The 23843-nt window shown below is 66.8% G+C and carries 18 protein-coding genes, 1 rRNA gene and 1 pseudogene; 6 read left to right on the top strand and 14 right to left on the bottom strand.

The window, feature by feature from the left end; all coding sequences use genetic code 11:
• Positions 1-24 precede the first annotated feature (24 nt).
• Both IG64_RS41425 and IG64_RS41820 read right to left on the bottom strand, forming a co-directional pair.
• Positions 25-210: a hypothetical protein gene (locus IG64_RS41425; protein WP_063758744.1), complete on the bottom strand. Its 186-nt coding sequence runs from the start codon at positions 208-210 to the stop codon at positions 25-27.
• Positions 211-661: 451 nt separating this feature from the next.
• Positions 662-868, bottom strand: coding sequence for a hypothetical protein (locus tag IG64_RS41820; protein ID WP_063758743.1), 207 nt, complete (start codon positions 866-868; stop codon positions 662-664).
• A 320-nt stretch (positions 869-1188) separates the two neighbouring features.
• Between IG64_RS41820 and IG64_RS00780 the strand changes: the two genes are divergently transcribed.
• From IG64_RS00780 to IG64_RS42990, 4 genes and pseudogenes are all read left to right on the top strand, one after another.
• On the top strand, positions 1189-1926 hold the full coding sequence (locus IG64_RS00780; protein ID WP_037850682.1) for an alpha/beta hydrolase: 738 nt from the start codon (positions 1189-1191) through the stop codon (positions 1924-1926).
• Positions 1927-3952: 2026 nt separating this feature from the next.
• Positions 3953-4897, top strand: a complete 945-nt coding sequence (locus IG64_RS38100; protein ID WP_078883693.1) for an alpha/beta hydrolase — start codon at positions 3953-3955, stop codon at positions 4895-4897.
• Between the two features lie 116 nt (positions 4898-5013).
• A complete protein-coding gene (locus tag IG64_RS00775; RefSeq protein WP_234438334.1) occupies positions 5014-5850 on the top strand; it encodes a hypothetical protein in 837 nt (278 codons plus the stop codon).
• A 218-nt stretch (positions 5851-6068) separates the two neighbouring features.
• Positions 6069-6266: pseudogene (locus IG64_RS42990) on the top strand (site-specific integrase); the annotation flags it as partial.
• 592 nt (positions 6267-6858) lie between these two features.
• Here IG64_RS42990 and IG64_RS38090 read toward each other — a convergent pair.
• Positions 6859-8889 (bottom strand): sensor histidine kinase, encoded by a 2031-nt coding sequence (locus IG64_RS38090; RefSeq protein WP_078883690.1) that lies wholly within the window; start codon positions 8887-8889, stop codon positions 6859-6861.
• 719 nt (positions 8890-9608) lie between these two features.
• Here IG64_RS38090 and rrf point away from each other — a divergent pair.
• Positions 9609-9725, top strand: a 5S ribosomal RNA gene (gene rrf / locus IG64_RS00765).
• A 51-nt stretch (positions 9726-9776) separates the two neighbouring features.
• On the opposite strand, the gene IG64_RS00760 is transcribed toward rrf, so the two are convergent.
• The 3 genes from IG64_RS00760 to IG64_RS38085 form a co-directional block, all read right to left on the bottom strand.
• Positions 9777-10760, bottom strand: coding sequence for a BsuBI/PstI family type II restriction endonuclease (locus tag IG64_RS00760; RefSeq protein ID WP_037850677.1), 984 nt, complete (start codon positions 10758-10760; stop codon positions 9777-9779).
• 178 nt (positions 10761-10938) lie between these two features.
• Positions 10939-12468 (bottom strand): Eco57I restriction-modification methylase domain-containing protein, encoded by a 1530-nt coding sequence (locus tag IG64_RS00755; RefSeq protein WP_051812230.1) that lies wholly within the window; start codon positions 12466-12468, stop codon positions 10939-10941.
• 286 nt (positions 12469-12754) lie between these two features.
• Positions 12755-13623 (bottom strand): IS5 family transposase gene (locus IG64_RS38085; protein ID WP_420709865.1). Its coding sequence is split into 2 segments (ribosomal slippage): positions 12755-13317 and positions 13317-13623, totalling 870 coding nucleotides; the frame shifts between segments, so codons are not numbered across the junction.
• Between the two features lie 147 nt (positions 13624-13770).
• On the opposite strand from IG64_RS38085, the gene gltX reads away from it, so the two are divergent.
• Positions 13771-15144, top strand: a complete 1374-nt coding sequence (gene gltX / locus IG64_RS00745; protein ID WP_234438342.1) for a glutamate--tRNA ligase — start codon at positions 13771-13773, stop codon at positions 15142-15144.
• Positions 15145-15151: 7 nt separating this feature from the next.
• Here gltX and IG64_RS00740 read toward each other — a convergent pair whose 3' ends face one another.
• From IG64_RS00740 to IG64_RS00705, 8 genes are read right to left on the bottom strand one after another with little or no spacing between them, the layout of a single operon-like run.
• Positions 15152-16138: a glycosyltransferase gene (locus tag IG64_RS00740; RefSeq protein WP_037850668.1), complete on the bottom strand. Its 987-nt coding sequence runs from the start codon at positions 16136-16138 to the stop codon at positions 15152-15154.
• Positions 16135-16749 carry an HD domain-containing protein gene (locus IG64_RS00735; RefSeq protein WP_037850665.1) on the bottom strand — a complete coding sequence of 205 codons (615 nt, stop codon included), beginning with the start codon at positions 16747-16749 and terminating at the stop codon, positions 16135-16137. The genes IG64_RS00740 and IG64_RS00735 overlap by 4 nt, the downstream gene beginning before the upstream one ends.
• 5 nt (positions 16750-16754) lie before the next feature.
• On the bottom strand, positions 16755-18470 hold the full coding sequence (locus IG64_RS00730) for a carbamoyltransferase (protein WP_037850664.1): 1716 nt from the start codon (positions 18468-18470) through the stop codon (positions 16755-16757).
• Positions 18471-18487: 17 nt separating this feature from the next.
• Positions 18488-19279, bottom strand: coding sequence for a radical SAM protein (locus tag IG64_RS00725; RefSeq protein ID WP_037850662.1), 792 nt, complete (start codon positions 19277-19279; stop codon positions 18488-18490).
• A 17-nt stretch (positions 19280-19296) separates the two neighbouring features.
• Positions 19297-20415 (bottom strand): hypothetical protein, encoded by a 1119-nt coding sequence (locus tag IG64_RS00720; protein ID WP_037850660.1) that lies wholly within the window; start codon positions 20413-20415, stop codon positions 19297-19299.
• Complete coding sequence (locus IG64_RS00715; protein WP_037850657.1) at positions 20415-21524, bottom strand: radical SAM protein; 1110 nt, start codon at positions 21522-21524, stop codon at positions 20415-20417. Before IG64_RS00715 ends, IG64_RS00720 begins: the two co-directional genes overlap by 1 nt.
• Positions 21525-21527: 3 nt before the next feature.
• The gene (locus IG64_RS00710) at positions 21528-22526 is read right to left on the bottom strand and encodes a D-2-hydroxyacid dehydrogenase (RefSeq protein ID WP_037850653.1); all 999 of its coding nucleotides are present in this window, start codon (positions 22524-22526) and stop codon (positions 21528-21530) included.
• Complete coding sequence (locus IG64_RS00705) at positions 22523-23833, bottom strand: glycosyltransferase family 4 protein (RefSeq protein WP_037850651.1); 1311 nt, start codon at positions 23831-23833, stop codon at positions 22523-22525. Before IG64_RS00705 ends, IG64_RS00710 begins: the two co-directional genes overlap by 4 nt.
• Between the last annotated feature and the right edge of the window lie 10 nt (positions 23834-23843).

Here is a 23843-nt window from a genome sequence, read left to right as displayed (position 1 = left end):
CCGCCCGGCTCTCCCGGACCACTGTCAGCCGTGGCGGCCAAAACCGCGGTCCTCGTCGTGCGAACCATGCCGGCGACCCCTCATCGAGGTCTCGTCGCGCCCGTGGTCCTCACCGTGCCGGCGGTCGTCACGATCACCGTGATCCCCGTGGTCTCCGTGACCACCGTGGCCGTGGCGATCGGCCGGGAAGAGATTCTTGAAGATCGCCATACCGTTGCCTCCTGCTCTGCTTCCGGAGTCGTACTGGCTCACTGGATACGTCCCGGAGGGCAGGAGGGATGGCTCCGCACGGAAAAATCTCGACGGCGGGACCGGTAATGGCGGCGGGACCGGTAAGGCGACGGGGGGTGCGGTAGCGGCGACCGGGCCGGTGATGCGGCCGGGTCCGGTGCCGGCTCCGGGTCCGGTGCCGACCCCGGACCCGGTGCTGCGCTCCGCTGCCGCGCTGTACTCCCTGCAGGCCGATCACCCCCGGGCGGGCATCCGGACGCCCGTAGGCGAGGACGCGCGGCAGCACCTCGCGCATGCGGGCCACGTCGGCCGCCGGTGCCCGCGGCACGGCCTCGACGACGGGACCGGACAGGCCGAGCGCGTCCAGCGACGAGGGGTCCAATGTCACCCGGAGCACATCCGCGCGGAGTTCCACCTGGCGTACACAGCCCTATGCGGTCCCCTGGTCCGGCGTGACGAGGCAGTGGGTGTCCAGCGCCAAGGACACCTCCTGTCCGTCAGGCTCCTCGGAGCCGCACATGAACAAGAGGGAGAACGCCTCCTCGTCGTCCGACCCGGCGACGCCCGCCATCACGCAGTCGTCCTGAGCCGGATCACCGAACCCGCAGGCAAGCTGCGCCGTGAATCCGTACGTCATGCGGATGTTTCCAGCACTCGGCCGCACGTCTGGATCAGGCCGAGGGAGCCCCGGACAACGCGACAGGGACGGCGCACTCTTGCCGGACACGCCCCGCCGACGAGGCCGGCACACAGCGGGGATTCCCTGACCCGGACCCCGCGCGGAAAACCGCTTGGCGGACCCCTGCGACCACTGCTACGTTTCCGGAGGCCGTGCGAGAGAACGAGGAGGTGGTACCCGTGAACGCAGTATCGACATGGGTGCTCCCCTCCGGGGTCACGGTCGGGCGGTAGGTCGTCCGGGAGCGCCGCTCAAGCGCACTCCCGAAAGGCACGACCATGCGTTTCACTTCTGAACAGCGTCTCGACGACGGTGTCCTCGAGCGCGAATTCACCCTCGGCGAGATTCCCGGCATCCTGTGGACGCCCGCGTCCGCCTCCGCGTCCGCACCGGCGCCGCTGATCCTGCTCGGCCACCCCGGCGGACTGCGCAAGATGTACCCCCGGCTGGCGGGGCGGGCCCGGCACTCCGCGGCGGAGGGCTTCGCCACGGCCACCATCGAACTCCCCGGCAGCGGTGAACGACCCCGTTGGGCGGCCGTCGAGCAGGCCCGCGCCGACCTGCGCCGGGCACTGGAGGCCGGGGAGCCGGCCGGTGAGGAGATCGTCGACGCCCTCATCCTCCCGCTCGTCGAAAAGGCGGTCCCGGAATGGCGGAGCACCCTGGACGCGCTCCTTTCCCTGCCCGAGATCGGCGGCCCGGTCGGGTACTCGGGGGGAGTGATCTCGATCGGGATCCGGCTGGCGGTGGTCGAGCCGCGTATCTCGGCCGCCGTCCTGTTCGCCGGGAGTTTCGTACCCCGCGCCATGTTCGAGGAGGCCCGCCAGGTCACCATTCCGCTCCACGTCCTGCTCCAGTGGGACGACGAAAGGAACGACCGGCAGACGGCCCTGGACCTGTTCGACGCCTTCGGCAGCAAGGAGAAGACCCTGCACGCCAATCTCGGCGGCCACACCGGCGTCCCGCAGTTCGCGGGGGACGCGGCGGCCCAGTTCTTCACCCGCCACTTGAAGTGAACCGGCCCACCACCAGACGGTAAGCCGCACAGCCAAGGACGCTGCCCCCGGGGCAAGGCCTCAGCGCCCCACCGCTGTGCGCACCGTGGACCCCTGCCACCTCACCTCGGCAGGGGCCCACGCGGCCCGAAGCCAGGAGCCCGGCCCGCGTGGAGTACCACTGCGGGGCCCCAGGTGCAGTGCACATCCCCGTCCGAGCGATGACCGGGTTGCGTCTGAGCACGCCTGCTCAGATGGGATGTCGGCGATCTTCGCGACCGCGCCGGACGGCTTCCAGGTCAGCCTGGAGTCCAGGTAGGGCGGCGGTCAGCGCGGAGGCGACGAAGTACTACGGCGGCACCTGATGGGCGCAGCAAGGGCCACGCCGACGGGAACGGGACGCAGCCGGGGCAGCCGTCGACGCCGACGCCGACGCCGGCGGGCGGCGACGCGGGCGGGTCGATCCGAGAATCCGGTGGAACGAACGGGGACGGGGAGTTCTGGTGCCTCACAAGGGATCCGGCGGCACGTCCAACTCCACTCTGCGACTTGGTGACTTCAGCGAAGACGCTGGGAAGTGGCTGAGGGAGGCTTCCGGGGCGATTGCGCAGGCGCACATCCATTCCGCGCGACACTAAGGGCGCGCAGGCGAACCTGGACGCGGCGAAGGCGCGCACCACGACCCGGACGCGGCGGCGGTCAGCGCCAAGTCCAGGAGTGAGCTGGCCGCACTGGCGGGGCACAAGGAGAAGGTCCGCCTGGAGGCGGCGGCGCAGATGCGGAAGCTGGGCCAGACCTACGAGTGTCGGCCACGCAGATGAACAGGCTGGAGCGGCCGAAGTTTCCGCCGCCGCCGAAAGCGATCGTGCCGTCGTCGGGATCCCTCACGGTGGGCCGGGACAGCAGCGTCGTCGGCCCGGCGAGAAGCGGCGCCACTCATGTTCCTACGGAGAGCGGCGTGCCCTCGCATGCAGCCGACCAGGGACCGGCAACGCACTCGAACTCCGGCTCGGTATCGCGGTCGGTGACTTCGCCCGATCACGACTTCGTCCGATCATGCGAGCTTGTCGCCGCATCCTCGTCTGACGGAGGCCGAGCCACCTTCCCGGATGGGTATCGACTCCGTGGGCACGTTGCCCCATGCGCCGCACACGCCGGTGGCCCGGCTGGTGGTGTCCCTGATCCCGGTCGGGCCGCCGCCCCGGCTCCAGCGCAGCCTGCGATCATCCCCCCTGCGTTCGGGGGCAGCACCAGAACACCTGCGGGACCGGTGGAGTCGGTCAGGCCGATAACCGGCTCGGTGACGCCGGGTAGAGACGTCACTGGTCCGCCGCCGCGAGGAGGAATGTCAGCAGGTCCGGCAGGGCCGGGGCGGGGCGCGATTCCCGGACGGATGCCCTTGACACCAGGCGAGGAATTCCCGACGCCGAATCCCGGACGAATGCCGAGCAGCGGCGGCAACGGCATTGTCGGGGGCCGCCCAACCGTGCCCTCCTACGTGACGGTCGACAGGGTCCATCCCCCGGGGAACGGTGCTGGGTGCGGAGGGCCCGACTGCGACTGCCCGCGGCCCAGTGGGGCGTCCCACGACTGTCAGCGGTGGCTCTGGCCCCAGCCAGTTGGTCGCGCGGCTGGGATCCCCGGCGGCCGCACCGCGTCTCCCAACAGAGGAGTCATCGGTGGCAGCACGCAGGAGTCGTCTCGCGCGGGGAGCTCGCCCGCGGTGGGAAAACACCAATGGATCGCTGAGCTCGGGAGCTCCTGTGCGAGGGGGCATCTCGCTGGGCGCCGGAGCTGTCGTACTCCTCGGAGCCGCGATCACGGTTGCCGCCGTCGCCCGCCGACGTCGGACAACCCCAGCATCACTCCCAACGCCCGGCTACTCGCACTACGGCGCCCCAGGGCCACGCCCCCGCTGCACACACCCCGGTGCCGCCGGACAGCTTCCCCCCCCCCGTCCGATCGATAACCGGGTGCCGTCTGAGTACGCGTACTCAGACGGGCTGGTGGCCGATACGGATGGGTCACCCGAGGCAGCGTTACTACTGTGCTTTTCGACTATCGCAGCCTTCCGGTCGCGTGTTCACGGCATCTCGGCGACGTACGACGAGAAACGGGGAGGGGCCACGCATGGCGTGGGACGAGTGGGAGCAGCTCAAGGCCGCCGCGGCAGAGCGGAGCACCGGTCGGAAACAACTTCACCGGGGACGAGGGGACGCGACCTTACCTGCTGGGATTCGACAACAAGAACATCGGTCATGCGGTTGTATCCATTGGAAATCCGGACACTGCCGATAATGTGGTGACGTACGTGCCGGGAACTACGGCGAATCTGAGTGGTGTCGACGGCCTCATTTCAAGGGCCGAAGCGATTCAGGGGAAAGCGGCGCGAACGGACTTCTCACATTCGACCGCGTCGATCCTTTGGCTTGGCTACGACGCACCGCAGAGTCTGGTACCTGATGCGACTTACAACACCAGTTGGGCCGACAACGCCCGCGAGCCGTTGAGTAACTTTCTTACTGGTCTTGAAACCGCCCATCACGGAGGGCACGCGAACTCGACTCTCCTGGGCCACAGCTACGGTTCCCTTGCGGCCGGCGAGACCATGCGCGACCACCCGAACCTGCCGGTGGACAACGCGATCCTGGTCGGAAGCCCGGGCACTGGAGTCAATCATGCCAAGGACCTGAACATCCCTGCAGACCACGTCTGGGCGGCAACCGCTCAGAACGACCTCGTGAATATGGCCCCGCCACAAGCAGGGGATCTCGCCCCCCTGAACCCGAACGAATACAGACGCCTCTTCGACGATCACTCGGCAATGTACGGGACCGACCCGACATCCGATGAGTACGGTGGACGTACCTTCAAAGTAGGCAATGGGCATCTTCCCGGATGGCACTTTAAGGCCATGCCTGCTCACTCCCAGTACTGGGAGGGTGATTCCCTGGACAATATGGCGGAGATCGTGACCGGAGGGACCCCGTGAAGCCGCGAAAACTGATGTCGATTGGGATACTGCTGACCGCACTGGTTGCTGTTACGGCGTGCGGGGCACACGAAGGTGGGAAAGGAGACGGCGCCGCAACGCCGAAGCGTGTCACGATGAACGAGCAGCAGGCAACCAAGCGCGCAGAGGAAATCATTCACCAGGCGGTGGACGGCATGTCACCGAAACCGAAACTCGAGCGTATCGGCCCCGCGCCGGTGGGGGCCTGTATTGCCCGGGACGACGGCGGTCCTGATGATCGTTTGCAGGTGCGTCTCGCATACAAGCTGACGGGAGTCCCGGGCAGCGAGGCCAAGTCGCTGGTGCGGCAGGCCAGAGACGCCTGGGTGAAACTGGGCTACAAGTTTCAGTCGTCGGACGCGGACTGGTCCAAATCGTTCCCCCATGTGAACATGCGCACCGAATCCGATGACTTCTGGATGGACGCCATCACCGGTGTGGTGAACCGAGCCACGGGTGAAGGGCTCGCCTCCATCGGCGTGACTTCACCATGCTTTGCGCGCGGCGCCAGTGATCAGTCCACGGCCGACTCCACGGCTTTTCACCGCACGCAGGTCGACGAGCACGCCGAGCATCTGGCTCTCGCCCACTCCAGCCGGATCTACGACGCACTCCACGTGCGGCACGCCCCAGCCCAGGAGGGAGACGGAGTGAGCGCCTACCAAGAATCCGAGGGCGCCTTCGTCCACCACACCTGGTCGACCCTGCCGCTCGGAGAAGAAGAAATGGCTCAGGCGATGGCGCGTGTGCAGGCCTACTTCGAGGCGGCGGGCTGGTCTGTGCGTCACGTCCCAACGGGAACCGGCGCTCCCGCGCTCATCGCCCGTAGCGCCAGGGACGGGAGTGTGGCTCAGGTCGCACCGTCGGCCACGGGCGCTGTGCACGTCGGAGTGACGACGCCGGTCCCGCCCGAGCAGTCCGCCGGCATCTGAATCACCAGCGCGCGACCTGGAACGGAAGGGATTTCTGTCTGCAGGATGACGGTGGCTGGAAGGGCGTCGTTCTCAGCTCGATCCGTGACGACGTGACGGTCTGCGGGGAGGTTCGGGAGGATCTGGCTACCAGGACTCCGGTCCGGGCGCAGCCCAGGCCGACGTCGTCTCGGGCACGGGAGTGGCGAAGCTGCCGCCGTGCCGCACGTCACTCTAGAGAGTGGACTCCGTGGGAGCTGCGGCACAGCTTCGTGTCTCTGTTCTCCGACCGGGGTGTCCCGCTGGAAGAGATCTCCCGGCTCGTCGGACACTCCGTGACCGCCGTGACCGAGGAGGTCTACCGGAAGCAGATCCAGCGGGTGATCCAGACCGGCGCCGTGGTCATGGACGGGATCTTCGGCACCGATCCGCAGCGGCGCGGCGTTAGACACGCGGGAACCGATAGTCACGCAGATAGACACGCAGACGAAGAAGGTCGCCAGCCTACTCACGTGAGTAGGCTGGCGACCTGGTGTTTCTCTGTCGGGGTGGCGGGATTTGAACCCACGACCTCTTCGTCCCGAATGAGGTTCGGTTGCTGAGGCTGCCAGCCTCGATGGCGTTTGCGCAGGTCACAGGTGTCGGATCGGTTGGTCTTGGTGGGCCTCGATGGGGCGTAGGGAGCGGGTTGGCTCCCAGATGGCTCCCAGCAGGGCCAACACTTCCCGTCTCAGGTACTGGTCGGACTGCGGCTTCTTTTCACGCTTCGAAGGGAGGGCGGTCAGCCCTCAAGCAGACGTTGGAGTGCCTCCAAGGACGGTCGGGCTTCCGCAATTGGGGCTCTGCCGTCGAACCGTCGCCTTCCTCGGCCGGGAGGACGTTCTCTGGTGCGTTGGTGCGTGTCCGGTCGGTCCACCGGAACCCTTACTGACGCGCCCTACCACCGTGAGCACTCGCCACGCATTGGGGCACTGGCCACTGGTCGCCAGGTAGGAACGGACCGGAACAACGTGCCGCCAGATTGACCATTTACCCTTCGCGCAGCATAGGAAAGCGAATACGGAACGTCGCGCCGCCCAGCTCGCCGTAAGCGTCAGCTGAGACGTCACCCTCCTCGACCACAGGTCGTCGACCGCACATATCGGATACCGCATCCCTTACTACAGTGAGCCCGAGGCCCGTACTCTTTCTCCCCTCACCTGTCACGCCAGGTCGCCACATATCGGCGAGATCAACGTCGATGATACCTGGGCCCGAGTCCGAAAATTCTAGCACTGCGCGATCTCCGGCAATGCCAGTTCGCACCAAAATATTTCGGACATCAAGGTCGTTTGCATGCGCTAAAGAAGTAAGGGAGTTGGCGGATAGGTTCCAGACGATCGAGGTCAGGTCTGAGGTGGAGCCCGCCACAAGAATCGACTCGTCTCGGATTTCATCGATTAGGATAATTTCTTGCTTTTCCAGTAGTGGACGTAGAGCGCTCAGCGAGCGCTTGACCGCCTCATTGAGATCCAGAGCTTCGACTCCAAAACTCTCGCTGTGGATCGCCGATGCTGCGGTGGTGAGTGCCTGACTCTCTGCTGCGCCTACTGCTTCGTCTACAGGGAGAGCCGCGAGCGCAGAGGAAAGGATGCCCCTGGTAGCGAGCCACCTGTAAAGAAGGCGTTCCAGTGGGACGACCGGCAATACTGGTTCGTGTCGCCGGACGAGGGGACTCGGCGCCAGGGGAAGAAGTTCTGTCTGTCCCTCATGCTCTGTAACTGTGCTGTGGTCCGTTGAAACCTTGTGCGGTGGCTTATGCCGAGCACTAGGGCCAGATTCGCTACGGTTTGTAGGTGCGGGCTTCCCTAGCCGTTCGCTATCCCGAATCCTCTTCCTTTCCCTGGCTGCCCAGTCTGTGGCGCTCCGGGCAAACTCTCGGAGTTCGATAAATGCAGAGTTCTCCTGGAACCCCATCCGGTCCGTTTTAGGGATGAGGAGTCCGTCCGGGTCTTCTACTGATACCCGTCCGACACTAGTGTTCGTTGATGGCCTCAGCTCAGGGCTGCGGGCGCGGAGTAGGTTGAGATCCAACCAGTCGAATCCCTGATCTCCATAAGGGTGCACGCGTAGCCCTCGGTGGAACAGGTGAACACCACCTACAACTCGAAGCCATGGCCGCAGGTCTGTATACCGTCGTTTTGATCCGCGAAGCTCGAAGGACCGCTTGTTCAACAGGAACATCCACAGCTCGAAGGATGCGGCTGGTGCCTGGTAGCGGAGAGGAGATTGCAGGCGTCCGCTGCTCGTGTCTGGTGCAACGTCGATGTGGTCGCCCCGAGTGATTACCTGACCTCGCCAATCATAAAGAACAGCACTCGCGTATCCATCTTCGTCGAGATGGGCCTCCAGCTTGTACTCGCATTCGTCGAAGAAGCTGTGGTTCACTGCGCTGGATACTTGCTCGAATTGTGGAGCGATAAGCGTTGCAGTGAAATTTGTGACCTCGTCGTTGAAGAAGCCAGTGAGGAGTCGCATGGCGCGTGCGAGACGCTCCATCTGCTCCTTGTCGAAGCCTTGCTTGAGACGGTGAACGGTGAGCGACGTGCCAGCAGCCTTCGATGTTGGGCGGCTCACGATCTCAAGCTCCACCTCCTCGACGGACCGGACCGCTTCGTAGTCAGACCAGTCAATGACCAGGGAGTGCTCCACGCCGGGCTCACTGCGGGGACGCGACACCAGCTCTACCCGGCGCCCAAGACGGAGTGCCGCCAGTCGGCCGAGGCCCTTCTCTCCAATCCGGCGTCGACTGGAGCGACTGTCTGGCGTTCCAGGCTTGGACGACCTCCCGATGAGCAGAAATCCTTCGCGGATCTCTTCGGCCGTCATGCCGTCACCGTCGTCGTCAACCACGAGGGTGCCGCCAGGTTGCGTGGCATTGTGAAGTTGGACGACGCTCCTCGTCGCGTCCGCGTCATACGCGTTACGGACCAGCTCGATCACGCCGAGGTCGGGATGCGGGATCAGCTCCTCACCCAGACGAATCAGAATTTCCGGCGCAAAGCGCAGGTGAGTACTCAAGCTTCCCCCTTCATGACAGATCCGCCTGGGTCACAAGATCTCTGGAAGCATGCAGCGTAGCTATCTGAAAGCACGAAGGCGGGCTCGTGGCCGGATAACTCACCTACTTACGGGCACAGTTGGCCAGTTTTCGACCATGACGCACCCTGCGGTATGGACACGACACAATGTGAGAGGTGCTTGCGCCGCCCGGTGCTGACCCGCAAGTCGGGGGCGTATGCCCCATGAGCGTCTTTTTGAGCAGTTCTTCCGTAAGGCGCCGCCTTTGGTGCCGATATCTGCGCCGGTACGGCAAGTGGGCTAGCGAGCGCTGTGACATCCACCCAACGTGCGCCCCAAGCAGACGAAGGAACGTGCGACCTCTACAAAGCTCCGCCTACACGTCGACTCATGGCGGCCCAGCGACGAGTAGGTGATCGCGGCGATGCGTTCGCTGATCACCGAGGCACTCGCCGGCACTCCTGTAGCGGATGGCGCGCGCCCTGTACCTGGCTCCAATCGCTGGGTGCGGGGCACCACGCGGCCATGCCGCTGACCTCATGCATACACCCTTTCCGGCATGCATGACACACGTGGTAGCTGGGACCCAGCCTGGCTACGGGCCAGGGCTTGCGCGTGGCTAGCCAAGGTCAAACTGGCCCACGCTCGCCGTCAGCACTTTCGAGCACCTGTATGATCGTGGCGTGAAGTCACCTGCTGAGAGCGGGTGTCAGCAAATTTTCGGTGACCACAGCGGTGGGGAAACGCCCGGCAACATTCCGAACCCGGAAGCTAAGCCTGCCAGCGCCGATGGTACTGCGAGGGGGACCTCGTGGGAGAGCAGGTCGTCGCCGATCTATCGTTGAGGGCCGTCCCGCCTACATGCGGGACGGCCCTCGCTATTCAGCCTAGTCGTCGTAGGGGCCCAGGAAGCGCTCCCCGTTGAAATGCACCATATGCGTGCTATCTTCTGCGACCCAGACCTCTGTCTCCCAAGCGATATCGGCAGCGAACTGCCGAAACTTCTTCTTGGTCTGGAATGCCGTGACGAACACGAGCCCCGGCCGGGCGCCGGCGAAGAGATCCTTGAGCTGTGCAACTCGGAGGCTGTTGACCGGTCCGGTCGAGGTGACGGCCTCGACCAGCACCAACCAATCCCTGTCCGTGTAGTGGATCACTACGTCTGGCATCTTGCCGTGGGGGTCTACGGTCACGCCTAGCTCGGCGAGGTACTCCGGTCTCTCGACGATCCACTTCGACCCAGTGTCTCCCAGATACACGACTTCGCCCCCAGGAGTGAATTGGGGTGCGAAGGATTCAACGACAGCTCGGATCAGTTCGCTATGATCACCGGGGCTCAGCGACTTCATGCTGCCGTCAGGAAGCACGACCGGGACACGATGAGCCTCTCGTTCGGCAGCCCACTTTTCACGCAGCTTGCCCCATTCTTTATGGAACTCTTGCAGGGCGTCATTCCACGAGGGCGTGCCAAAGGTGGCAAGCGCCTTTATAGCTAGCGGGCTAGGATGGTAGCGGTTATTCTTATCGTTCGTTGCCCTATCTGGGGCATCGGAGTTCTTGAAAAGGATTCCCGCAGAGACCAGTTGATGCACAGATTCTTTGCGGACTGACTCTCGACTGTTCGGCGCATACTTGGTCGGGTCTTTCGTGCCCTTTGGGATGTCAGGATAGTGCTCGGCCATCCAGTCCATGCATTCAGTGATTCCGAGAGTATTGACCTTAACCTCTGCCCAATCCTCTGTGGGGCTGAGGTCGAACATCGCGAGCAACACAAGGGCAGTCCGGGTGTTCTGCTGTTTTAGCGGCATCCCAAGAGCCGCCAAAATCTCCTTCGCTTCCCCCAGCTTTTTTTCCTGGTCTTCTCTCGTCACTTGCTCGCCCTCCCCAGGCAATCGAGTGCATAAGCCGGGGGTACCCTACAGGGCGCTTCAGGCGGGGCTGCCACGGGACCCGCCTGTCTGCATGTATCGGCCGATACGTTTTCGGCCAACTTGTCGGGAAACAGCCAGTGGCCACCAGGAGCGGGCGGCTCGATGCGGCGCTTGCCCCTTACTGCAGGTGGTGCTCCACCATGTCGTCGATCTTCTCTTGTTGCGGCAAGGCCCCATGCGGCCAGTCGCGACCGATGGCCTCTAGCTGGTTCTTGCTTGGGTAGCGAAGATTTCTGAGATCGGTTGCGTTCACCTGCGTGTGACCGTTGAACCGCCTGATGAAGCGATCCAGGAGGGTGGAATTCAACCAAAGGCATAGGCCGCGGGCGAAATCGCGAGCAAGTCCTGCGCCGTCGCTATGGAAGACATTTACGTGATTTTCGAACCCGATCCGCTCACATCGTGTGTTTTCTGCATCGAACACTGCGGCGACCACGCGACGCTTTTCCTCCTTGGAGGATAGGCGCTTCACAACGACGTAGTGGCCGGGCGGGAAGGTCAACTTCCTGGTCTCGTCGTTGAGCATGATGGCATTATTTTTCTTCGCCTCGGGAACGGGCCAAGCGATTTCACCGTCACGCATGTGGAGGGGGTAGATGAGGGGCACTGCTCCATCAACTGGATTAGGTCGCAGATGCTCCTTGCTGCGGAAATCTACTACGCGTCCTGTCGATACTTGGCAGCTAATCTCTGGCAGCGTAGCTTGAAGGCTCGCATGGGCTGCGGCGAGTTGGACGTCTTCCTCGTCGGCGCTGATGTGGATGAAATGCTCCGGATCTGACGGGTGCACCATGTCCTCGTAAAGGACTGTACGGCTGCGGACCTCACTTGAGTAGCTGCGGCTGCTCGAAATCGTGACCGGCCCTCGGTTGGGAGAGTCGGTGCGAGTAGCTGAAAAAATAACGTTCTCTTGAAGTACGTCCGTGTCGGCGAATACCTTATTTCGAGCCTCGAATACATGTACATGGTCGATGTGCATGCGATCAAGGAAGTATCGACGGAATGGCCGGAAGTAAGGGCCGTTGGCAAAGCTACGGGGCGTGATCGCCATCAGTTGCCCACCCGGCGCAAGCAGGTGAGTCCCGAGAGCCATGAACGCCGAGTACAGGTTGGACGTCTCTGTGCAGGCGGCTGTCACGGCCTTACGCTCGCGGGAGTTGGCGGCGAGCTTCTTGTACGGGGGGTTCATGATTACCAGGTCGAACGGGCCTCGGCGCTCACCGAAGATCCCTTCCGCTTCCGTCGCCCAGGTAATGAAGTCACCTCGCACGAGGTTCACCTCGATGTGGCTGTCGACTGCGTGTGCTGCATTGACGCAGTCTTCCAGCGTGGCTACCAGGCTGTCGTGCAACTGAGGGTCGACTTCGCAGACGGTGACGTCGATCCGTGCGCCGGGCAGATCGCGAAGGATCCGTGTCACAAGGGACGCTGTGAGCGAGCCAACGCCAGCACCAGGATCCAGGATGCGAATCGTATCCGCAGCTTCTAGCCGGGCCAGTGAGGCAATGAATTCCGCAGCGGGTGCTGGTGTGAAGTACTGGCCCAGCTTCGCGCGCTGCTTGGCATCGAGCGCGGAAGACAGCTCCTGCCTGCGAGCTTCGGTGCGGAGTACAAGATCCGTTGCGACCTCTGGTGCTTCTGTTGCCATGCGGCACAGCCTAGCCATCGGAAACCAGCACCGATGGCCCTGTGGATAACCGCACCAAAGTGCTACCCCAGTCCTGCGGCTAAGACGTGTTACGTGCGGTCACGGTCTTCTCACCATCGGATGACCTCATGATCTCGCCGTTGTGGTGTCGCAAGGTCTCGTTAGTCGCGGCACGAGGTGGCACCGGGAGCGCTGAACAGATCCGAGCTGGCCACTGCCGTCAGGGACGAGACAGAGGTAGCTAGGACGGCCAAAAGACGTCGGTGCCGACGCACGTTGGGTGGTCCTAGGACTTGTCTGACAAATGATCTTTGCTCGGTTCGCGGAGCCAGAGGATGAGTGCTGTGAGGTGGAGTCCGGCCCGGTAGCGGGCGGCGAGTTTGTCGAAGCGGGTCGCGATGGCCCGGAACTGTTTGAGCCGGTTGAAGCAGCGTTCGACGACGTTGCGGGCCTTGTAGAGCTCACGGTCGAAGGCCGGTGGCCTGCCGCCGGCCCGGCCGCGCCGCATCCGGTTGGCCTTCTGGCCGGCCCTTTCCGGGATCACCGCCCGGATGCCCCGGCGCCGCAGCGTCTGGCGGATCGCTCGTGATGAATACGCCTTGTCGGCGATGACCGCGTCGGTTCTGCGACGCGGCCGCCCGGCGCCGGTCCGGGGCACTTTCACCGCGTCCAGGACCGCGTCGAAGGCAGTGGAGTCGTTGACGTTGCCGGGGGTGACGAGGACGGCCAGGGGCAGGCCCCGGCCGTCGCAGGCGAGGTGGGCCTTGGTGGTCAGCCCGCCGCGAGACCGACCGAGCGCCTGATCAGCCGCCGTGCGTTCCGGATCTTCCAGTTCGCCCCCCGCCGACACCCCTTTTTGCGGGCGCCGGCGGCGCGCTGGTGTGCCCGGTTGATCGTGGAGTCGACCGAGACCGTCCATTCCACGGCCCCGACGGAGTCGTCGCGGACCTGGACCTCTTCGAGCAGGCGGGCCCAGGTCCCGTCCGCCTCCCAGCGGGCGAACCGCTCATAGACCGTCTGCCACGGCCCGAAGCGCTCTGGCAGGTCACGCCACGGAGCACCCGTCCGCAACCGCCACAACACCCCGTTGATCACCTGCCGATGATCCCGCCACGGACGGCCCCGCCCGTCAACACCCGGCAACAGCGGCGCCATCCGCTCCCACGCCGCATCCGTCAGCTCACCACGACCCACCACAAGATCGATTATCAGACAGGTCCTAGGAAGAGGGCCCGCGTCGGTACCCTGGTGCGCATGTCTACTGCCCCGGTTCGCGTTCGTTTCGCCCCGTCCCCGACCGGCATGTTCCATGTCGGTGGTGCACGGTCCGCTCTCTACAACTGGGCGGTGGGGCGACAGTCTGGCGGCACGTTCGTCCTGCGGATTGAGGACACCGACGCAGCCCGGAACAAGCCGGAGTGGACCGAGGGCATCATCAGCGCGCTCGCGGCGATCGGCATCCATGGTGAGGACCCGGCCTTCGAGGGGCCGTACTTCCAGTCGCATAACGCCGACCGGCACCGAGAAGCGGCTCAGCAGCTCTTCGCGGCCGGCCGGGCGTACTACTGCGACTGCACCCGGGAGCAGCTGAAGGAGCGCACGGGGTCGGAGCACCTCGGGTACGACGGGTTCTGCCGGGACCGGGGGCTGGCCTTCGAGGAGGGGCGGGCGCTGCGGTTCCGGACGCCGGACGAGGGGGAGACCGTCGTGGTCGACCTGGTCCGCGGGGAGCCGGCGTTCCCGAACAGCGCGATCGAGGACTTCGTGATCGCCCGCGGCGATGGATCCCCGGTTTTTCTCATCGCTAACGTCGTGGACGACATGGACGAGGGAATCACGCAGGTCATCCGTGGTGAGGAGCACCTGTCGAACACGCCGAAGCAGCAGCTGCTGTGGGAGGCGCTCGGTGCCAGGCCGCCCGTGTGGGCGCATCTGCCGGTGATTGTGAACGAGAAGCGGCAGAAGCTGTCGAAGCGCCGGGACAAGGTGGCGCTGGAGGATTACCTCGCCGAGGGCTTCCTGCCCGAGGCGATGGTTAACTACCTCATGCTGCTCGGCTGGGGCCCGGGTGACGACCGGGAGATCAGACCGTACGAGGAGCTGGAGCAGCTCTTCCGGATCGAGGACGTCAACACCGCGCCGGCCTTCTTCGACGTGAAGAAGCTGACGGCGTTCAACGGCGAGTACATCCGGGCCCTGTCGCCGGAGCAGTTCGCCGCCGCCTGCGCGCCGTGGCTCGTTGCCCCGTACGCGCCGTGGCGGCCGGAAGCGTTCGACAAGGACGTCTTCGAGGCGGCGGCTTCCCTGGCCCAGACCCGGCTAGCGCTGCTTTCCGAGATCACCAGCTATGTGGACTTCCTGTTCCTCGACGAGCCGGTCGAGGACGAGGCGTCGTGGAACAAGGCGATGAAGGCAGGCGCCGACGACATCCTGTCGGACGCCCGCGCCGAGCTGGCCGGCGTCGTGGACTGGAGGGCGGACGACCTGAAGGCCGTCCTGCTCGCAGTCGGCGAGAAGCACGGGCTGAAGCTGGGCAAGGCCCAGGCGCCCATCCGGGTCGCGGTCACCGGCCGGACGATCGGACTACCGCTGTTCGAGTCCATGGAGCTGCTCGGCCGGGACCGCGTGCTGGCCCGTCTGGACGCCGCCAGCAAGAAGCTGGCCGCGCAGGCTTAGCCGCTGGTCAGGCGACCTGCGCTAGGAGGTTGCCCCAGGCGTCGCCGAAATAGGTCAGGTCGAACCGGGCCAGGGCCTCGTACGCCGCCTTGGCCTCGGTGTGGGGTGCCGCCGCGCGCTGCCGAACCTGTGCAGGGAGGCGGCGGAGGTCCGGGGCCGGCTGGACAGCCAGCGCGGCGAGGTCGCCCAGGCCGGCCACCGGGCGGATGAGGCAGGGCAGGCCGAGGAGTAAAGCCTCGGCGGCGCAGCGGCTCCAGCCCTCCCGCATCCGCGGGAGGAAGACACCGACGTCACAGGCGCGCAGCAGACGCAGGTACCGCTCGCGCTCGACGTCGTAGTGCGCGCTGTCGAGGCCGATGGTGTTGCTCCCGCTGGTGATCACCCGCAGTCCGGGAACGCCAGCCAGGGCTGCCGAGACCTCCTCGGTCCCCTTCCAGTGCACGGCCTTGCCCGCATAGACGCCGATCACGTCGGGTGGCAGGCCGAACTCGGCGCGGCACTCGGCCCGGTCGTAACCGCGTGCCTGCTCTACTTCGGCCATGTCGAAGGCGTTGTAGATCACCCGTACGTTGCGGACGCCGCGGGCGCGGAGCTGGTCGGCCCAGTACGGGGCGACGCACACGACGGCGGCGCACTGCGGCAGAACGCGGAACAGCCGCTCCCAGAGCATGGCCTCGATGGGGGCGGAGTCATGTTGCAACGGCTCGAAGTGGTGCAGGAGGAACACCGTGCGGGCGCGCATCTCGGGCGTGAACAGCAGCAGGCTCAGGTCGTCCCACACGAAGGTGCCGGTGGTGCCGTGCAGCGCCCGTATGGAAGGGGCCAGGCGGGCGAGGTGGCGGAGCTTGCGCCAGCGGCGGACCCGGTAGGTCCGCTTGTGGTCCGGGACGGTGCGCCATTCCACGTCGTCGGCCGTCACCTCGTGAAGCATCCGCAGGTAGACCCGGCCGCCGGTCCGGCCGACCGGCTCCATCGAGTAGACGACCCGTGTCACGGACGTACCTCCTGTATGTAGTGGACGTACTCGGCGTGGAGGAGCGCGTGCATGGTCTCCAGATGGGGGCCGAGGCCGCGGGCGGCGTCAGCGAGATGGAGGTGGAAATCGCCCAGGGTCTGGAGCAACCGTCGGCGCCGGTCGAGGTTCGGGGACGCGGCGAGGTCGCGCAGGTTGTGCAGGCGGTCGGCGAGCCGGACCGGGAGATCCTCGGGCGGGAGCGCGGCCTGCTTGGCGCGCCAGCGGGTCTCGTCGCCGACGGACTTGGGGCGCTGTTCGAGGCGGTGGTCGGCCGTCATGGCACGCAGGCGGGCGGTGAACGGGCCGCCGAGGTGATGGACGAGCAATGCCTCCGACTCAGGGGACACCTCCAAGGCGTCATGGAGGAGGGCGAGGATGAGGGTCTCGGGGCGCCGGACGCCGATCTCCGTTCGCAGGAGCCCGACGACGGCCAGCGGGTGCTCCAGGTATGGCGTGCCCTGGTCGCGGGTGTGGCCGTCGTAGACAGTGAGCGCGAGGCCGGCGGCCACGCGGGCGCGGGACTGCTCGTCCGGGCTCCATGCGGCGGCACCGAGCACGGTCAGGACGTGGTCGAGATCGATGGGGTCCATCCGCCTCACCTCGTACCAAGGGACGCGGCACGGGGATCGGGGACGTGGTCGGCGAGCAGCAGGGTGTCCCCGACGGCGAGGGCGTCGAGGCGCAGCTCCACCGCCGCCGCCAGGGCTTGCTCAGCGGTCCGCAGGATCGGAGTGCCTTTGCGGTTAAAGGATGTGTTCAGCAGCAGCGGCAGCCCGGTGAGGTCGCGGAACTGCTCAAGGAGAGCGCGCAGGCCCTGGTGGTCGGCGGCGACAGACTGGACGCGGGCGGTGCCGTCGTGGTGGGTGACCCCCGCGACGCGGTCGGCTCGGCACCGTCGGACGGTGGCGACACGGTTCATGAAGGGGTCGCCCGCCGACATGAACCATTCCGTGGCGTGCTCGGCGAGGACGGCCGGCGCGAATGGGCGGTACGCGGCTCGCTTCTTGATCGCGTTGAGTCGGTCCCGCGTGGCGGCGCGACCGGGGTGGGCGAGGATCGAGCGATGGCCGAGGGCACGCGGCCCGAATTCGAGCTGTCCCTGCACCCAGCCGACGACGCGGTGATCGGCGAGCAGTGCCGCGACTGTGGGCGCCAGCCCGAGCCCGAAGTGGGGCAATGCGTGGTAGCCAGACGGCACCGTTGTCGTCGGCAGCGCGCCCGGGTCGGGGCCCCAGGCCGCGTCGGTCGGCACCGGAACGCGCTGCTGCCCGAGTTGGTAGTGCCAGCTGTAGAGCGCGGCGCCCAGGGCTGTGCCGGCGTCGTGCGGGGCAGGTGCGACGAAGAGCGTGTCGAAGCCGCTGTCGGCGGCCAGCTGGCCGTTGAGGTGGGAGTTCAGCGCGCATCCGCCGGAGAACACCAACGTTGAGGCCCGAGTGAGTCGTTGCAGGTGGCGGGCGATGTGGACGACCGATTCGGCGAAGACCTCCTGGACGGCGGCGGCCAGGTCGGCACGCTTGTGTTCCGGCTGTTTCGCGACGTTGTCGGCGGTCCAGGCCCGGCCATCGAGCAACAGCGGTGTGCTGCTGTCCGCTGAACCCCACGGGTGATCGATGCGGATCTCGCCCTCGTCGCCGAGCCGGACCAGTTCGCGGACGTGTGCTCCGTAGCGCTGGGGATCGCCGAAGGCGGCGAGCGCCATCATGCTGCCCTCGGGCTCGTCGCCGGGTGGGATCACCCGTCGGGCGAGGTTCCGGTAGAAGTGCCCGAGGGAGGAGTGGACGCGCCGAGGCCCGACCGGGCCCGGCACGACGCCGGGCATGCCCTGGTAGAGGCGGTCGATGCGATCAGGCCACAGGTCGTACCCGGTGATGCGCTCCCGGCCCGGGCCGAAGTCGGAGCCCAGTGAGGAGCCGCCGGCGTCGATGACGAGGCCCGCGGCGTGCTCGTGCCCGGAGAGCAGGTAGCCGGAGAGCACGTGGGCCGTGTGGTGGGAGAGGAGGCGGAGGTGTTCGCCGAGCGGCGCGGGCAGGAGGGCGGCGAGTTCCTCCCGCTCCTCGGCCAGCCACCAGCCGGCCGCAGGGTTGGGACGCATGGAGGCGGCCCAGACGGCGTCCACGTCTTCCGGTTCGATGCCGGCGGCTTCCAGGCACCACTGGAGCGCGCGGGTCGGGGCGGTGAGCGTGCCCTTGCGGGTGGGGTGGTTGTGCTTGACGCCGCTCCAGCGCTCCTCTTCGGCCGCGTAGAGGCGGCCGTCTACGACTAACGCGGCGGCCGTGTCGTGGTGGAAGTTCAGTCCGAGGACTGCGGGCATGGTGGTGTACCTCCCAGTCAGACGGTGAGGGCGGGGACGAGTGCGGCGCCGGAGTCGGTGTACTCGTGGCAGCGCAGGCAGAACCGGAAGTGGTGCGCGCGAGGCGCGAACACCTTGGCCGCGAAGTCCTCGTCCCAGATGCTGAACTCGCTGTCGTCCTTCGCCATGGCGTTGAAGCAGCGGTAGCAGGACCCGTCCATCTCGATCATGAGGTGCTGGTCGAGGTAGCGGTCGCAGAGGCCGCGCAGCTCGTTCGCAGGCTGGCCGACGTCGACGTGGTGCACATGGTTGGTGACGTGGATGGCGCCGTACTTCTCACACAGCGTCCCGAGCTGCGTGAGCCGGGTGGAACTGATGCCTTCCAGGACGCTGTTGACGACCACGGTCTTGCCGACTTCGCGGAGGCGGGGGACGACGGCGTGCACCTCGTCGTAGTTCCCGTGTTCGTCGTCGCAGCCGATGAGTATCTGGTCGTAGGAGCGGAGGGTCGCGTCCATGATCGGCTGGTTGCGGGCCAGGGTGATGGCGTTCGTGCCCAGGACCATGATCTTGTCCGGCAGCCGCGTGCGGGCGGCGTCACTGAGCGCCGGGAAGTCCCGGTGCACGGTGGGTTCGCCGCCGTTGATGTGCAGCTGCTGGAAGGGGATGGTCTCCAGCCGGGTCAGGATGGTGGAGAACAGCTCCAGGGACATGTTGTCGCCCTGGGCGCCGTCGGCGAAGATGCAGAAGTCGCAGTGCCGGTTGCACTTCGTGGTGATCTTGACCTTCGCCGTTTTCAGGGTGCGGGGCACCGGCGCACGCGCGGTCATTCGCGAGACTCCTTGAGTCAGAGGTGGACGTCGTCGGGGGTGAAGCTGAGGAAGTCCTGGACGGTGGTCTTCTGCTGATGCCAGCGCGCGAGGGACGCGCGCAGCGTGTCGGCGGTGGTCGGTCCGGTGGGGATCAGCGCCGCCATCCGGGCGGCCAGCCGCTGGGCGGCCGTCGCCTCGTCCGCCGCGAGCACGGTCAGCGTTTGCGCGGCGGAGCGGAGTTCCTTCGCCTCCCGCCGGATCAGGTACTCGGTCGCCACACCGGACGGCGGATCGAGGTAGTACAACCAGCGCGCGACGCGTACGCGGAGCATCCCGGCGGTCATCACCCAGTCGGTACGGGCGTGCCTCTGGGCCGGGCCGTCAGGGCGACCCCCGTCAGGAACGCGGCGCATGGCCGCCTCCAGGGCGACATGGGCCGCGCGGAGCAGCTGGCGCGGACTTCGTGGGCGAGCGTCGGCGCGATGCTCCGAGTGCCGGAGGAACAGCTCCGCATATCCGTCCAGTCCCTCCGGCCGCCACTGAGTGAGGGCCGCCGTCTTTCCGGGGCAGCGGGTCCGGGTCGCCAGTGCCGCGGCGGCGAACCAGCACGGAGCGAGGTAGTGCCACGCCACGCAGTGGCGCCGGTAAGCGGCGACGTCCTTGGCCACGTTGTCCGTGCTGTCCGCAGCCAGCTGGTACCGGCCGCCCATCCGGGCGTGGAGGATCCCCCGGTAGAATCGCACATCGACCTCGCACCAGGGCGCCATCTGGGCCCGTGACTTCCAGCGCTGAAAGTCACGCGCGCTCCCGCTGATCAGTGACCAGGTCGCGAGTTCGGGCGCGGAGACGAGCCGCCCGTCCGCCTCGGCCACGGTGAACGCGAAGCCCGGCGGATGCTCCAGGAGACGTCGATGGGATACCTCCCGGCCGACCGCGGTGGCGTGTGCGGTGGCCAGGCGGTGGTTCCACTCTTCCCAGTCCGAAGGCGCCTGGCGCAGGAGGACGCGTACGTCGATGTCGGAGTGCGGAGCCAGCAGGTCGGCCGGCTGCCATTTGTGGGTGAGCATCACGGCCCCGACACCGTGAGCGTCCAGCTCGCGTTCGTACAGAGCGCCGAGTCCCTGATAGAGAGGCGGCGCGTCGACCACGACCATCACCGCTCCCCAGTGGAGGCGCGGGAGCAGGCGGGGCCAGCCGCTCCCGTGGGCAGGACGGGGAGCAGGGGCAGGACCGGAGTACCTTCGGGGCGCTCCATCCGGTCCCAGCGCAGGTCGTAGTCGACGTAGTGGAAGCCCTGCCAGGCGTCGTTGGTGTTGCGGTCGAGCATGGCCTGGAAGAGGTGAGCGAAGGCGTCGCAGAGGGTGCCGTCGGCGAGGTGGGGCTTCAGGGGGATGTCGCGGTTGTGCAGGATGCAAGGTCGCGCCACTCCGGTGGGCGTGATCTTGATCCGGTTGGCGTCGGAGCAGGTGGCGCAGCTGGAGTTGGAGATGAAGCCGATCGATCCTGCCCAGCCGTCGGGACGGAGGTACTGCCCGGGGCTGCGGACGCCCAGCTGGTCCCGAGGGACTTCGCCGGCGTTGGCGAACCACTCGTGGAGGCGGTCGCGGACCTCTGCCTCGGTGATGAACTCGGTGTCGAACAGCGCCTGGGCGGGGCCGATGTTCTGGAGTTCGATCAGGCGAACGGCGACGGGCAGGTCGCGGGCGAGTTCGGCCACGGCGAAGGCGTCGTCGAGGTAGGTGCGCTGAAGAACGCAGTTGATCTTCACTCGCAGGCCGAGGGAGAGGGCGGCGTCGAGGGTGTTCCGGGTGGTGTGCGGGTCGCCGCCGCCCATGATCGCGGCGGACCGCGCCGGGTCGAGGCTGTGGAGGCTGAGGTTGAGGTAGGTCAGGCCGGCGTGGTGGAGCTGTTCGACGCTCAGCCCCCGGCGCAGGTTGCCGTGGCTGGTCATGCCGATCGCGGCGTCGGACCCGAGGCCGTCGGCGAGGCCCGCGATGACGTCGAGGATGTCCGCTCGGAGGGTCGGTTCACCGCCGGAGCAGTGTGCCTTCCTGATCTTCCAGGCCCCGGCCTCGGTGGCGATGGACGCGTAGTCGGAGGCGGTCAGGGGGCGGTCCTTGTGCCCGTAGTCCGGCATGCACCGGGGCTTGCAGAACACGCAGTCGAGGTTGCACAGCGAGTTCAGGGTGAAGGCCAGGTAGGGGTGGTTGCGGCCTGCGGCGGCGAAGGCGGCGGCCAGGTCGTCGTGGTCTGCGGTGGGCATTGGTCAGCCTCCTACGAGCGGAGAGCGGGTGGCGGGCGCCTCGGCCAGGCCGTTGAGGGGCTGGCCCGAGAGGTAGCGGTGCAGGTTGTCGGCGAAGAACGCAACGGCCTCGTCCATGTACGCGCGGCAGAACACCGAGCTTTTCGGGGTGAGTACGACCCGGGGGTGGAGCCGAAGCGGATGACGTGCAGGCAGCGGTTTCGGATCGAACACGTCCAGGGCCGCGCCGCGCAGGTGGCCGGTGTCGAGGGAGGCCAGGAGGGCCGACTGGTCGACGGTTGCCGCACGGCCGAGGTTGAGGAAGAGAGAGCGGGGCTTGCACGCCGAGAAGAGGTCGTGGTCGAAGTAGCGGTCCGTCGCCGGGGTCGCGGGCAGCAGATTGACCACTACGTCGGCAACGGATACCGCCTGGTGCACCGCCGTCGTGTGCACCCACGTGATCCCGCCCTTGGAAGCCGCAGGTGGTGTCCGGCGCACTCCGACGACGTTCATGCCGAAGGCCCGAGCGGCCTGGGCGAGGTGGCGCCCGACGCTGCCGCAGCCGACGATGGTCATCGTCGCCCCCGCCAGGTCGAAGAACTCCTCGGCCAGGTCATCCTTCCACCAGGCACGATTCCGCTGGACTCGCTGGCTGATGAACAGCCCGCGGGAGAAGCTCAGGATCAGGCCCATGGCGTGCTCGGCCATGGGGCTGCCGTGGAAGCCGTACGAGCGGGTCAGCGCTACCCCGACGGAGTGCGCCTCGGCGACGGGCAGATGGTCCGTGCCGGCGGCCGGGGAAGCGATCCACTTCAGATGTGGCGCGGCGAACAGCCACGAGGGCGCGAATCGCCACCCGAAGTAGACGTGTGCGTCGGCCAGCTGGTGCGGCACGGCCTCCTCGGTCGCCCTGCGGAACTCGATGCCGGGGAATGAGGCGGACAGCGCACGCTCGTGCTCGGAGGACAGTCGCCAGAAGGAGTGCGGGGACTCCAGGCTGATCAGCACCACCGGCTGGTTCATCGCGCGCGGCCCTCCGCGGTGGCTGACTGCGCCAGCGCCCAAGGGGCGATGCGGTCCATGACGGAACCGACGCTGGCCTCGTAGTCGTGGCGGGAGCGCACGAGGGCCGCCCCTGCGCTCCGGAGTCGATCGCGTTCGCGGGGCAGGACGGTCAGGGCCCGGTGCAGGGCTGAGGCCAGCGACCTGGGGTCCTGCGGTGCGGCCGTGAAGCCGGTCTCGCCCTCGATGACGGTCTGAGCCAGGCCGCCGGCCGTGGTCGCGACCACCGGGCCCGCACCGGCTGCGAACGCCTCCAGGGGTATCCGGCCAAAGGGTTCCTCGCGAGAGGGAACGATGACCGCGCGCAGGGCCGGGCTGTGCAGCCAGGCACGGATCGCGGGGGTGAAGCGAGTGATCAGAGTCGCGTCCAGGTCGTGCGCGCGGATGTCTGCCGCCAGGTCCTGCTGGTACGAGGAGAGGTGCTTGTGTTCCTCCGAGGTCACGGCAGCCAGCAGCAGGTGAGGAACGGGGACACCGCGTTCCTTCAGCAGACGCAACGCCTCCAGGAGGTCTTCGAAGCCTTTCGTCGGGACTGCGCGGCCCATGGCGAGAAGGAATCCGGCGCGGGCCTTGAAAGGCAGGGGCAGAGCCGTGGCCGGCCTGACCATCTCCTCACGGATCAGCCCGTTCGGGATGTTCACGATGCTCGACCGAGGGACGGCGTAGTTGACGACGAGGTGGCCTCGCATGTGGGAGGAGATAGCCCCGACGCGCGCACCTCGTAGAGTCGCCGCTCGCAGGGCGTCGCGCTCCCAGCGGACGCGGGAGACATCCTTGGGCCGCGTCAGCGCGGTCGTGGAGCGGGGCACGAGCAGCAGGTCCGTGGTCGGCGATGTGTAGGGCGCGAGCCCGAGGAATGGGATGTCGAGGCCGACGATGAGGCACCGGCTCGCCCGCGCGGCGATGCGCATGGCCGCCTCTCCCGCCAGGTCGCACAGCTGAACCGAGCCGCGGACCGAGTCCGGCGGCGCGTTGACCTTCGGGATCGTGATGACCTCGGCCGCGGCCTGCCGCAGCATCTGCCGCACCTCGCCGGCCCACCGCTGATTGTGGGCTCCCGCGGTCTCGGGCACGTGCGGGGTGATCACCGAGAGGCGGCCTGTCGGCAGGAGCCGGGCCAGTGCCGTGAGGAAGGCGCGGTTGCTGAAGCCGGTGCCCGACTCCGCGCCGTAGAAGCCCTCGTGAAGAGCGACGACGACCCTGGGCTGACGAGCGGCCTCCGGCACAGCCGTGCGTGAGGGCGGGGAAGTCGCGTGGTCGATGCGCACTGTGTGGTGC

The organism is Streptomyces sp. NRRL S-340, assembly GCF_000720185.1.
GTDB lineage: Bacteria > Actinomycetota > Actinomycetes > Streptomycetales > Streptomycetaceae > Streptomyces.
Note: the sequence above shows the minus strand (reverse complement) of the source record. Positions and strands in the feature narration are given on the sequence as shown.